Raw genomic sequence first — 14,004 nt, forward strand, 5'->3', positions numbered from 1 at the left:
AAAAGCACGAGGGGGAGTTCCTCGTGCAGTTTAATAAGAAAGTGTATTTTTAAAGGTTAGAACTTCACACTTGCACTGAACTCAACATAACGTGGTGTTTGATAACCAGTAATTGTGCCAAAATCAGTATCTATGGTACCTGGACTATTTAGCTCATAGGTTTCCACTTGACGAGTTGTTGCCGACGAGTCGAATACGTTATAAATATTCGCTTTTAGCAAAACGTCTAACTCAGACACTTGAATCATATATGACGCCGATAAGTCTAAACGGTAAACCCAGTCGGTACGACCATCGCTTCCTCTAGGATTAAAGTCATACGAAGTACCATCAGAGTTTAACGTGTAGTAAGTATCACCATATGTTGGTTGTCCGTTTGGATGCCCAACACCAAACTTATTCAATGGACGACCAGACTCAACAGTAAAGTTTGCGCCCACGGTAAAGTCGTCGGTAATGGCATATGCACCATATATTTTAAACATATGACGACGGTCATTAGGCAAGTAACCATCAGCCCCATCCATTAGCTCAGGAAAGTCGAAGTCTTGTGTTAAACCCGCATCATCCTGCGCATTATCTGATTTAACTAAGCCTTCAGTATTGCCATAACTTTGCGACCAAGTATAAGTCGCACTCATACTCCAATCGTCAGTCCATGCACGATTTAAGGTCAAGTCGACAGCGTTGTAAGTTCTTTCTGCCTCAGGATAGCCTAGCTCGGAACCAGGTATTGTGACCGTTTTGTCTAGGGTGTGCTCAGCATCACAATCAGAATCAACTGCAACAGTCATATCTTCGCCAGGGTTGCCTAATACATATCCGCCCCCACCTGGGTGTGAACAACCGTATTTAGCTTCTGTCCAATGACTGATAGTCATATCATCGATAGCACCATTTAGCTTACGTTGCGTCCCTTTTATGCCCCATGACCAGTCTTCGTTTAGCATGGCTTGATAGCCAATAATAATTTCATCTTGATACATAGGGTCTAGATCTTGATCAACAATACCCGCTGTGTCAGGAACGGTGCCGTCAGCTAAGTACTCGTCATCACCGATTTGAGCTCCTAAATTCGGAGTAGGGACTTGAATACCATTTATTTCTTGGTCAGTGGTGCCTTCTAGCACGTAATATTTACGAACATCATATTCGTTACCCGCTAAACGAACGTTAGTATTACTGGCTACGGGTAAGAAGTAGCGACCGACGTTAGCAAATAATTTTGATTCACCATCACCGTTGATATCCCAAGAAGCGCCTAAGCGTGGCGCAAACATGTCATCAATTTTCACAAAACTCTCATCTTCAGAGTTTTTATTGTTGAATGAATCCCAGCGAAGACCGAGTGAGAGGGTAATATCATCGGTAACTGTCCAAGTATCTTCAATATATAGTGCTGATGAATTTACTTCGAAGTCACCACCGACAGTTCGCTCCCTTGAACGAGCATATTCGGTTACGCCATCAGGTACTATGCCGCCGTTTGGAAGTTCTGTTCCTGGTGCCGTGTCGTAATAGAACCAATACACTCCATCTGGTCCTGAGTAGTATTGATTACTGCTTGAGGTATTGATTTCTTGATCGTAACCGAAGTTAATGACGTGATTGTCCGAAACAAACCATTCAAAATCTGCACGGAACTCTTCACGCTTGTCACTGCCTTCTTCTTGGAAATAGTCGGCGGCAGAAGCACAGCCACGTGATACTTTAGGGGCAGATGCCCTGCGGTCATAAATAAGGTTACAGTCTTCGGCGATGTTGCTTGAAGATGTTAGGTTATATTCATTGACACCATAAAGTAATCTCGCACTAAACGAGTCGGTTAATTGCCCTGTATAAGCAAATACATAGTTATCACCACCAGATTTGTCGATGCTAACAGACGTTTGATCGCCGACTTTTTTGTTTTCGTAGTCATATAAATGGTTACTTGATTCATCGTCAGACTCATCCGAGAAACCTGTAAATTCAAGCGTGTGGTTTTCGGCAATATTCCAATCAAGTTTTAGCCCCCAGAATGGGTTATCTGATTTAACTGAAGAAAAGGTTGTTCCTCTGTCAGCTACATATTCTTCTTTCTCTGAACGAGGTTGGTACATCGCATAGAAAAACAGCTTATCTTGAATAATTGGACCCGATGCATATACATTACCTTCAACATTGTCATAGTAGTCTTCAGCATTATAGTTGTAGATGTCACCGTTCATGTCGTAACTGTTCGGAGAGTCAGATCTAAGTGCGTCAGGGCGGTATCGAATATTGCCGCCAAACTCCCAGTTATTTGAACCGCGCTTTGTTACTGCGTTAACAACACCACCGGTTGAGCGACCGAACTCTGCTCCATAACCACCAGTCTTGACTTCAAATTGCTCGTAAAAATCAAACGGTACATTTGAGAAGCCGAGTCCATTACGGAAGTTTGTGACATTTAAACCATTAATAAAAAATGCATTTTCAGCTACAGATGCGCCACCGAAAGAAGCAAAGTTACCAAATCGGCCGTCACCCCGTGTTGTACCAGGTGCAAGAAGCGCGACACTGGTAATATCTTTAGGTAATGGTAGGCGTTCAATTTCAACTTGTCCGATAACCATAGTCGCTTCGGACGACGTTGTATCTATTGATGCGATACGGCTTGAGCCTGTTACTTTTAGGCGCTCCATTCCTTCAGGATCAAGGGAAGCTTCAACATTGGAGTTACTACCGATTGCTACATTGACATTCTCAATCACTTCATCTGCATAACCATCAGCAGAAATTGTGATCGTGTATGCACCAATTGGGAGACGTGGGATCCGATATTTACCATTTGAATCAGACTGGATGGTTCTTGTTAAGCCTGTATCTTGGTTTTTAATTATGATACTAGCGCCAGATACCGCTTGACTGGTTTCTGATGTAACAGAACCTTGAATAGAACCATCGGTATTACTTGCTGCTAGAACTGGCGTACTGATTGTAAATAAGGTGGAAATAGACATTGCGATAAGCGAGCGCTTAAATGTCTTGTTTTTCATTGTCATCCTGACTTTTCCTTATAATGATTAAATTACTTTTAATCCTTGGTTAAAAAGCCACCGAATAGGTGGTCTTTTATTTTTTATATTAAATGTTACAAGAAGTAAACAAATTGTTATAAGGATGTTCTGGAGTTGGCTTGTATAAATAAATTAATGGTTTATCTTCAAAAACGTTTTTTTGTAGCGCCAGCTTGGGTTTGAGGCATAAAAAATGGCGCAGTAAATGCACCATTTTTTAATTTGTTGATTTTATTAATTTCTTACGAGTTCTAGTTCATTTATTAAGTTTTGCGCATTATCCACTTTATCCATCATCCAGAGGATGTAGCGGAAATCAACATGCACAGCACGGGTAATGGTTGGATTGAAGAACCAATCTTTGGTGATTGCTTCGTAGGTTGAATCAAAGTTAAGACCAACCAGTTCGCCTTTACCGTTAAATACTGGTGAGCCTGAATTACCGCCAGTAGTATCAACACTTGATAAGAAGTTAACAGGCACTGAGTTAAATTCTTCCGGCTTATCTAAACAAGAGAACAAGCTGCATATCCAAGAGCGAGGGTCTTGATAAACTGAAGCCACAGTGTGTTTACCGTAATCATTTGTTGCAATGGCATCCAATAATTTTTTCGGTGCATTAAATGGCTCTTCACCCGTATGCTTACCTACAATCCCTTCAAGGCGTGTGAATGGTTGTTTGTAAAGTGCATCACGAGATTGATAACCATCGACCATACCGTAGGTGATACGCAATGTTCTGTTCGCATCTGGGTATACTGGCCAGTCATTTGCCTTGTAATAAGCAATCACAGCTTTCATATACTCAGGACGAGCGGTAGACAGTTTTCCTTTTAATGTCTTTTCGGCTTTTTCCTGCGCCATATTGGTGTCATGAAGGGCGACGGCTAAGCGGATAAATGGGTCGGCACTGGTTTCAAATGCTTCGGCATCCTTTTCCATCCACGCTAAGCGCTTTTCTTTATCGGTGAGACCAGTTAAAGCGTAATAACCATCAAGTTTATCTGATAACTCCTGTGCATCAGAGATTTGGTTTAATGCATTATCCAAAATTTCGACGCGTTGGTTTTGCCCCATATATGCATTTAAATCTTGGAGCCAAAGTGTTTTATCAACCGACACATCAAAGCTGCGCTCAAGACGCTTTAAGTTCGCAGCAAACATTTTCATGTCACGTTCTTGGAAACCTTGTTCACGTTCGGCATCAGGAAGCTGCTTTTCTTTAGCGAGTCGGTATAACTTCTTAGCGGCAGACAATAACGCACTAGATTGTGCATTATTAAAATAATAATCAGTTTGAACTTGCGTTTGCTGCTCGGCTAATAAAGATTCTAATTCAGTGATGAGATTTTGATTAGCTTGAGTATCCTTTTTTAGCCAAGCTAAAAAGTCATCTTCACGAGTTTGTTTAATACCAACAATATCGGTTGCTTTAAAGCCATCAAGTAAACCGTTAAGCTTTTTCATTCGGTTTGCCATTGATGCTAAATTGCCCGCATATTTGATGGCGATAGCGTTATCTGTCGCAGCCATGCTGTTAATGGTATCAATCTGTAACTGATAACGTTTTGCATAGGTTGGGTACATCCAATCACTAGCAAATTCAAGCTCACTTGTTAGGCGATAACGACTTGTTGCACCAGGGTAACCTGCTGCAAACACACCATCACCTGCTTTTACGCCGTCAGCATTAATCTTAAGGTAGCTTTTTGGCTCAAAAGGAACATTGTCTTCTGAATATACGGCTGGTTTTCCATCTTTACCGACGTAAGCACGCAAAAAGGTAAAATCGCCAGAATGGCGTGGGTATTCGTAGTTATCAATATCGCCACCAAATGCCCCAACACTTTCTGGTGGTGCATACACAAGGCGCACATCGCGGATGATAAGTTGTTTAATCAAATAGTATTCTAAACCATTGTGGAAACTACTTACCGAACAGCGATAGTTTTCATCGGTTTCACACTCTTTAATTAATGCTTTACGGTTTGACTGAATATCTTGATAGCGAGTTAATGGATCTGCACTTAAATTGGCATTTACGCTTTTAGTTACATCCGTAACGGCTTCGGTAATGTATAATCGCTCGTTGGGGCCAGCTGAAGGTTCTTCTGCTTTAGTGTTAGCAAGAAAACCTTCTTCAAGGTAGTTGTGCTCAGTTTTACTGTTATATTGTATTGCTCTATAAGCACAATGATGATTGGTAACAACTAGCCCTTGGGGAGAGACGAAACTGGCGGTACAATAGCCTAGACCGACGACAGCATTCATTGGATATTGTGTTAAGTCTGCAAGCTGTTTTGCAGGAATTTCGATGCCGCGTTGTGCTAATTTATCTGCAATAGAAGGCATTTGATAGGGTTGCCATTGGCCTTCATCGGCTTGAGCTAACCCAGAAGACAGCACAAGGGCTGCAACGAGTGCAATACGCATGTTCTTTCCTTATATTATTATTGTTTATCCGCATTAGCGGTTGATGTCTCATGTATTGATATATGCGACATGTTTGCATGACCTCGGTGTTATACCATATTTTACAAACAGGTTGGGAATTGGGAGTTTTAATGTCACAAAAAGGTGTTTTTAAGGCAAAAGAAAGGTTAAAAGACGCTCAAGTCGATGCGCTTAAATTGCCGCCGCATTCCATTGAAGCTGAGCAATCAGTTTTAGGTGGCTTAATGCTGGATGCCGATGCTTGGGATCGTGTTGCTGAAGCGATTGTGGCTGAAGATTTTTACTCCCGCTCTCACCGCATGATTTATGCGGCAATGAGCCGTTTGGTTGAAACCGGCCAACCGATCGATTTAATTACTGTATCTGAGCGATTAGAAGTTGAAGATCAACTTGAAGATGCTGGTGGTTTTGCTTACTTAGGTGAAATTGCCAAAAACACGCCAAGTGCAGGTAATATTTTATCTTACGCTGATATCGTTCGTGAACGTGCTGTTGTCAGGGACATGATTGGCGTTGCACACGAAATTGCTGATGCAGGCTATAACCCCGAAGGCCGCAATTCAAGTGACTTATTGGATTTAGCAGAAACCAAAGTATTTAAAATTGCTGAGTCTCGCGCTAATGCTAATGAAGGCCCTGAAGGAATTAAATCAATCCTTGAGAAAACCGTTGATAAAATTGAGCAGTTATATAACAACCCTCAAAACGGTGTGACAGGAGTTTCGAGTGGCTTTAGTGACCTAGATAAAATGACAGCGGGTTTCCAATCTGGCGATTTGGTGATTGTCGCTGCGCGTCCATCGATGGGTAAAACGACCTTTGCGATGAACTTGTGTGAACAAGCGGCGATGAACGAAGATAAACCTGTACTGATTTTCAGCTTAGAAATGCCGTCAGAACAAATCATGATGCGTATGTTGGCGTCATTAGGTCGAGTCGACCAAACGAAAATCCGTACCGGACAATTGGATGATGAAGATTGGGCACGTGTATCATCGACCATGGGCATAATGCTTGAGCAAGGTAAAATGTATATTGATGATGGCTCTGGTCTCACTCCTACAGAGGTTCGCAGTCGTGCACGCCGAATAGCTCGCGAGTATGGTGGTTTATCTATGATCATGATCGATTACTTGCAGTTAATGCAGGTGCCGTCATTAAAAGATAACCGTACCTTAGAGATTGCCGAAATTTCCCGGTCGCTGAAATCGTTAGCCAAAGAATTAGAGATCCCTGTGATTGCATTATCGCAGCTTAACCGCTCGTTGGAGCAACGTGCCGATAAGCGACCTGTTAACTCAGATTTACGTGAATCAGGATCGATTGAGCAAGATGCGGATTTGATCATGTTTATTTATCGTGATGAAGTGTATAACGATGATTCTGAACAAAAAGGTGTCGCAGAAATTATTATCGGTAAACAGCGTAACGGCCCAATTGGTCGTGTGCCTTTGACCTTCCAAGGCCAGTTTTCACGCTTTGATAATTATTCTGGCACTCAGATATTTGATGAAGATTAAAGCTGCCTAAGTCAGCTTAATGACCGCCAAATAACCTGTAATATTCAAGCCTCTGTTATAATTAACAGAGGCTAATTTTTTGAATGCTGTTAGGTAATGAGTAACATATAACTACAGCAAAATAAGGCTAAGTATTTGAAACCTTTTCCACGCGCAGAAATCAGTCGTCAAGCGCTACAGAATAACCTCACTCGGCTGCGAGAAATTGCGCCGAATAGTAAGGTCATGGCTGTTGTTAAAGCCAATGGTTATGGACATGGTTTATTAAATGTCGCCCAATGTGTTGATAATGCTGATGGGTTTGGCTTAGCAAGGCTGGAAGAGGCGCTACAACTTCGCGCTGGCGGCGTGAGTGCGAAATTATTACTGTTAGAGGGGTGTTTTCGCCAATCAGATCTTCCTTTGCTGGTAGAGCATCAAATTGATACGGTTGTGCATCACGAGTCTCAGTTAGAAATGTTAGAACAGTCGTCCTTATCTAAGCCGATTACTGTGTGGATGAAAGTGGACACAGGTATGCACCGTTTAGGCTTTGATTTAGAGCAATTTAACGAGATATATCAACGTCTGCTTACTTGTCCTAATGTGGCTAAGCCAATTCACTTAATGACACATTTTGCCTGCGCTGATGAACCCGATAATGCATTAACACAACGTCAAATTGATGCGTTTGAGCAGCTGATTAAAGGCTTACCTGGTGATGTAACTTTGGCGAATTCTGCTGCTACATTGTTCTGGCCGCACAGCCAGTGCGACTGGATTAGACCTGGCATTGCATTATATGGTGTTTCACCTGTTTTCGGTGACAAAGGCACCCATCATGGACTTACACCTGCCATGGAATTAGTGTCTAACCTGATTGCTGTCAGGGAACATAAAGCCGGAGAAAGTGTTGGTTATGGCGCCCATTGGACCGCTGATAATGATACTCGGCTTGGCGTTGTTGCCATTGGTTATGGTGATGGATATCCACGCAATGCTCCAGAAGGCACCCCAGTTTGGTTAAATGGTCGTAGAGTACCGATCGTTGGTCGTGTATCTATGGATATGCTGACAGTGGATTTAGGTAAAGATGCTACAGATAAGGTTGGCGATCTTGTTCAGTTATGGGGCAAGGCGCTTGCCGTTGAAGAAGTTGCGGAGCACATAGGCACCATTGCTTATGAGCTTGTGACTAAACTGACTCCCAGGGTTGTAGTAGATTTACAGCAATAACATTTGTCAGTAATTTTCGTTGTGAAACTAGATGTTGCAGGTTAATTAAGTCAATAGTTAGCCTGTATTAGAAGGAAAACTAGGTGCAGTTGTATAAATCTGTAGTATTGATTTATTGCCTTTTATTAAGCGTAAATAGTGTGGCTCAAGCAAGCTCTGTGATCTCACAGAGTAGCGATATTGAAACACCCAATATACAAACATTGGCGTCAGAAGGGGCCACTGTATCTGTAGAGTTGCCTCATGATGAAGCGGCTAGAGATACTGAAGACGCGAATCAAACGGCTCAAAAACAGTCTGAACCACAATCAAATCATCAATATGATCCTGAGTTTGTCGCTGTTCCTATTGTTTTTTCAACAGAAACCCTTAGCACTACATTTGGCGCTGCAGGATTAGTAAAGCATGCTGGCCAAGCGCAAGCAGTCGCTTTAGGCATTGGCCTATACTCTGCAAATGACAGCTGGTTAACTTATGCTGGATTTTATAATTATCAATTACCTAAACTTGATCAATGGCTGTTTAGTGCTGAGGTATTTCGTGGTCACTATGAACAAGGAATTTACTACTTACCACAAGCACCACAGGCTAATGATAGTGAGCGAATAATCAGTGTTGGTGATGAAGGTTTTTCAAAACTACATATTAAATATGTCCTGCCTATTGCTGGTGGCAAAAATGGCGCAGCAGCCTCGTTAGCGAGAAAGAAAAATGCAGTGAGCTGGAATCCATTAGAATCTGGTGTCACAAGCATTAGTTTAACTCCCTTTAACAAATATCGTGAGTTAGAGGCCTTGGATTACTTACCTGATGAAGCCAGAGGCTTTGAGTTGTCGCTTAACTGGGATAACCGTGATTCAGCTAATAATAGTAGCCAAGGTGGTGAGAGTAATTTAACCATTACCCGTGGTAGCGATATAAATGATGACCCAAATTGGTTGATGTGGGAATTTGAGCAAAGTGCATTTTTGTCACTTGGGAGCAATGCTTGGTTTGAAGATCACGTATTAGCTACCAATGTTTATATTGCCGATACGCCAACTTGGAATGATATTGACAATAGTACACAAGAATTTAAGCGTCCGCCGAGTTTTGCTGGCGTCTCCTTGGGTGGTTTTGATCGACTTAGAGGCTACGACTCAAAGCAATTTACTGGCCGTAGTGCAGTTAATTATGCTTTAGAATATCGCATCACTCCTCGCTGGCAGCCCCTGCAGAATCTACCTGTGTTTAATTTGTATAACGTACCTTGGTGGCAATGGGCGTTATTGTTAGAAGCGGGTAATGTCAGTGACGAGTTCAGCTTCGATTCTCTCCATGAAGAGATGAAAACGGCTTATGGTGCGAGTATTCGATTTGAAGTTGAAAGTATCGTTATTCGTACCGACTTTGTCACTGGTGGCGATGAAAGCCAGTTTTGGGTCATGGTTAATCAGCCCTTTTAATTCAACTACTAATTTTATTACTGAAACGATCTTGCTTTAGCTTCTGTCATTAACGCTTTGATTAGTTATGATTTAAGTTACAGATATTGCGGGAAAGGTATACGATTTACACTCAATTAGTTTCTAATTTAAATGCTTATTGAGTTCTTTATTTAAGGACTCAATAAGCATTGTTTATAATACCTGTGTCAGGATAAAAATAAGAAAAAGGCGGGAATGAACACGCCTAAACTCATCAATAAAATGGATTTTGGCTTGGCTGGACCGTGCTTCCCTTTGACCATAAACAAGGCTGACAGTGCCAAAAATATCAACATGCCAGCAAACAAGTCAGAGAAATACACCCATGCATTGCGTGTTTCATTCAAGTGCAACTTGTTCAATGCCTGAAGGATCACTCTAGGCTCAATATCTTGATAGCTCACCTGATGATGTCGCCTATCCCAAAACAGTGTATCGCCATCATCGAGAAAAACTTCAAACTGATTTTTATTCTGCCAAAAGCTGGACTTTACCGTTTGTGTTAATCCAAAACTGTTCTGCATTCGTTGAATAATTTGTTGATCGTCAAGTGCTAACCAGTCACTGTCATCAACCTGCTTAGTCTGCTTCTCTACAGCATAATTAGGGTTCCAATCGGCAATATGATTAACCGCAATACCTGATACCGCAAAGATGATAGAAAAACCGATGCAAAAATACCCTATATCACGATGTAAGTTTCGATTAAGACGATACCAATTAATACCTTTAAACCATTTAATCAAGGATACTGACTCCTGTCGGTACCAGTTGATACATAGTCATTGGCTCGGTCACTGATGCAGGATCGAATGCTTCGCCAGCTTCTTTAGCATAATGCGCTTTAATCTCACGAGTTTGCTCAAGATCGTATCGAAGCGCCTGTAGTTTTCCAGTCGCTAACGCTTTTTTACCACGAGCAGTTAATGGAAATACCATTTCGCCGTCTTTTACTTTTATTCGCAATGTTTGAAATCGCTTGTCAGAGGCAATGGTCATCCAACAACCACGGTGCTCACATACTCCGACAATGGTTCCTTCAATAGTAACCGTGTTTTCAAGGTAATCCTCTGGCGAGTCCATCAAGGTCGATACTGGTACTAGGTAGTCTCTATTCACACCTTCACCAAAGTCTGTTGCAGCCTGCGCAGTACCGACTAAGGTGCTGAAGAAAATTGCTGCGGCAATCATTTTTTTTGCTTTCATGTTTTGTCCTACTGTTATGTCTTGGTCGTTTATTAAAATCAATAACTCGGCCACTGTTATATTGAGTGGCCGACGTATCATCTATAATTTTTTTCCTCCGGGCATATCGATGAAGGTTAATCGATGTGGTAATGGGAAGATTTGTTTCGCTAGTACTTCTAAGCCTTCAAGGGTTACCTGTTCGTGTAATTGTCCAGACCGCTTGATATAGCTAGCATTTTTATAACGTTTGTCAGATAAAATAAGTCTTCTCAGCCAAGTGTTAGCATTGTTATTACGGCTTTTTTCTGCAAAATAGATATCTTCCACAATACGTTGTAAATCTTGTTCGGCAATAGCGGAAGACAGGTTGTTAAGCACTTCATTCGTCGCAGTAAGTAATTCATCAGCACGCTCTGGTGCGCAAGTGTAATGCACTTCGGTTTCTACTCTGTTCTGCTGAGGATCTAAGCGCATTTCAAATTTGATAGAATAAATGCCGCCGAGTTCTTGTCTGAGTTTTTTCTTAAGCATTTTTTTCGCAATAGGTGTCAGCGTTGATACTAAGAATGCATTTTCGGGGGTCCACTGCATCGGTAAATACCCGTACTGACTAATCTCGGCTTTTTGCTGGTCATGGCTTTGAATATACTCAACACGGTTAGCTGGAAGTTGCATGCTGCTGTTGTTATCCAAACTCGCTTTACGGCTAATATTCGCCAATGAGTGACTCATTTGCTGTTCTAAATCAGTTTGCGATAATTCCCCAATGATATAGAAGGTGGCTGGTTGCGATAAGATAGTTTTGGCTTGCTCTTCAATTTTTGCTTGGTTTAAGGCATCAACGTCAACTTGGTTAATGTCATCAAACGTTGATTCACCAAAACGTTGTTGATTGACAAATTGCGATTTTGGTTGAATTCGGTTTGCCTGTTCAACAACGTCATTTTTAACTGACTCCCAGGCACCTTTATCAATACCTGTACTCATTCGTAAATGATATAACTGCATTAAGGTTGCTAATTGATCGGGTGCTATAACAGCAGCTAAATCCAGCTCATTGGCTTTAAATTCCCATTGCCAATGTGGATTATCCACTTGCCATTGTTGCCACTCAGTTTCACTCCATTGCGCTAAACCACTCTGTTGCCACAACTGTATACTGGTTTGAGCAAGCCACGCTGGTATCGCGTTGTTTTGAAAACCTACTTGAGTTAACGCTTTGATATACAGTTTATTATCAGAGGTAGGTTTGTTAAGCCACAACAGTTGGTCACCATTGCTTAGCTGGTATTTTCTTAAGGTTAATGTTTGCTGTTGATATTGCCACTGCTCAGATTCAAGTGGAGACCAACTACCAGGTTTTGAGGTCACTTTTGGCAGATTAGGTGTCGTTACTTCTGAGACCGAGGCTGTATTGATGGCTTGGGCTGCTTTGGGTTTGACATCGGCTAGCAACACACTTTTTTCAAGAGTATTGATATTTGCTTGGATATCAGCCTGCAATTGACGAACTTCTGCAGTTGTTGGTAGTGTGATTTGTTGATCGCCACCAGCTTGGAAGTATAAAAAGTTGTCTTCAGTATCAAGTATTTCACGCATGCGTGCGTTAAGCTCTTCAAAGGTCATCTTATTCAACCATTGATGAGTGCGCTCGCTACGTGCAACTGGCGACTCTAACAAGCTGCCTTGTACAAACGCTTCAGTAATTTTATCTTCCCAAGCGGCAAAATCACGATGCTTTGCGGCTTTAATATTGCGGCTATTAATCTCTTTTGCTTTGTCTCGTATTTGGATAAATTCTTGCTTATCTAAACCATCTCGGTATAGCCGAGCCAATTCAGTTGCTACAACTTTGAGGCCTAATTCATGATTATGAGTGCGAGAGGCAATAGCAACAATCAGACGGTTATTTGTTGGCTCTTTGACAGTAAGGCTAAGGCTTTCAATATCATCAGAATCAACTAATGATTTATTTCGTCGTATTTGATTTCTCATCATTTTACGTAAGAAGTAATTTTGTAAATACGTGTACTGACCTTGCTCTGTTGTACGGTCAGGCATTGGCATACGCAATCCATAAACCACCATGGAAGTGCTACCTTTAGGATGCTGCACTTTATCTATATATAGCTTAGGCGATAAAGGCAAAGCCACATAGTCGCGTTTAGGCTGTGGTTTTGATGGTAAAAGGCCAAACGAATGCTGAATAGCGTGCTCAGTTTTTGCGACATCGAGATAACCAGAGATGATTAATTTCATATTACTAGCGACATAAAATGTGTTGTAGAAATCTCTTAGCTCACTGATATCGGCTTGTTTAATTGATTCATAAGTACCAATAGTAGGGCGATCAACATAACGGGAGTTATTTCTTACAACCGCTTTTTTTAGCTGGTTAACTTCATCAGCTAGCCCATTTCCCTGACGCCACTCTTCAACAATTACCCCTCGTTCTCGCTGCCAATCAGCTGCATCTAAGGTGGCGTAGCCTGCAAGTTGTGACATTAATGCAAGTGATCCTTGCATATCTAATGCATCATTTGGCCGAGTTCGGATCATGTATTGAGTTTCAGTTTGACGAGTCATTGCGTTAACTTGCAAACCTGTTTTCCACCCCAGTTTTTCGAGATAGTTGTGGATCCCTTCTGGGTGGTTCTGAGTTTTATGAAACACCATATGCTCAAGCATATGCGCAACACCTGCGCGTTGTTTCTCGTCTACGGAGCCTGCGTTAACAATCAAGCGTATATTAAAAGGATCAGTTTTTTTATCACTGTTGTAGATAACGTACTGTAGTCCATTGTCTAACTTGCCCGTAGTCAAAGCGGGATCCCATTGGTATTGGGCTGAACAAGTAACGCTTATGAAGACAACAATACAAGCGATAAGACGAGCACAGCTCGTCAGCATTTTTCTGTATTCATTCATTGAGTGCACATTAGGAGAAAGTTATGTTCGCATCACGAACTAGTTAAAAAAGATCCAGACATATCGTTGATAACATTTACATCGTGTTTATGCGTGATTGTTATCAATTAAATCTGGAATACAAAATATTAATTAGGCTATTTAATTTAATAACCGTAAGTTAGGTTTAGGGTGTTCAGCGTATTGGTAAAC

Annotated in this window: 8 protein-coding genes; 3 read left to right on the forward strand and 5 right to left on the reverse strand. The window is 41.5% G+C overall.

Going from position 1 to position 14,004, the window contains the following annotated elements; all coding sequences use genetic code 11:
• Positions 1–56: 56 nt before the first annotated feature.
• On the reverse strand, positions 57–3,020 hold the full coding sequence (locus AB4128_RS06025; RefSeq protein WP_372037242.1) for a TonB-dependent receptor domain-containing protein: 2,964 nt from the start codon (positions 3,018–3,020) through the stop codon (positions 57–59).
• Between the two features lie 255 nt (positions 3,021–3,275).
• The gene (locus AB4128_RS06030) at positions 3,276–5,474 is read right to left on the reverse strand and encodes a S46 family peptidase (RefSeq protein ID WP_055023451.1); all 2,199 of its coding nucleotides are present in this window, start codon (positions 5,472–5,474) and stop codon (positions 3,276–3,278) included.
• A 131-nt stretch (positions 5,475–5,605) separates the two neighbouring features.
• Here AB4128_RS06030 and dnaB point away from each other — a divergent pair, with 131 nt between their 5' ends.
• From dnaB to AB4128_RS06045, 3 genes are all read left to right on the forward strand, one after another.
• A complete protein-coding gene (gene dnaB / locus AB4128_RS06035) occupies positions 5,606–7,015 on the forward strand; it encodes a replicative DNA helicase (RefSeq protein WP_055023450.1) in 1,410 nt (469 codons plus the stop codon).
• Between the two features lie 135 nt (positions 7,016–7,150).
• On the forward strand, positions 7,151–8,230 hold the full coding sequence (gene alr / locus AB4128_RS06040) for an alanine racemase (protein ID WP_055023449.1): 1,080 nt from the start codon (positions 7,151–7,153) through the stop codon (positions 8,228–8,230).
• A gap of 83 nt (positions 8,231–8,313) precedes the next feature.
• Entirely contained in the window at positions 8,314–9,675 is a 1,362-nt protein-coding gene (locus AB4128_RS06045; RefSeq protein WP_055023448.1) for a hypothetical protein, read from the forward strand.
• A 188-nt stretch (positions 9,676–9,863) separates the two neighbouring features.
• Here AB4128_RS06045 and AB4128_RS06050 read toward each other — a convergent pair whose 3' ends face one another.
• The 3 genes from AB4128_RS06050 to AB4128_RS06060 form a co-directional block, all read right to left on the reverse strand.
• Positions 9,864–10,442, reverse strand: a complete 579-nt coding sequence (locus tag AB4128_RS06050; protein ID WP_225442106.1) for a PepSY-associated TM helix domain-containing protein — start codon at positions 10,440–10,442, stop codon at positions 9,864–9,866.
• On the reverse strand, positions 10,435–10,902 hold the full coding sequence (locus AB4128_RS06055) for a DUF4920 domain-containing protein (RefSeq protein WP_055023447.1): 468 nt from the start codon (positions 10,900–10,902) through the stop codon (positions 10,435–10,437). The genes AB4128_RS06050 and AB4128_RS06055 overlap by 8 nt, the downstream gene beginning before the upstream one ends.
• Before the next feature lie 81 nt (positions 10,903–10,983).
• A complete protein-coding gene (locus tag AB4128_RS06060) occupies positions 10,984–13,812 on the reverse strand; it encodes an insulinase family protein (RefSeq protein WP_372037243.1) in 2,829 nt (942 codons plus the stop codon).
• Positions 13,813–14,004: the final 192 nt, after the last annotated feature.

Source organism: Shewanella sp. 10N.286.52.A9 (assembly GCF_041468985.1).
Taxonomy (GTDB): Bacteria; Pseudomonadota; Gammaproteobacteria; order Enterobacterales; family Shewanellaceae; genus Shewanella; species Shewanella japonica.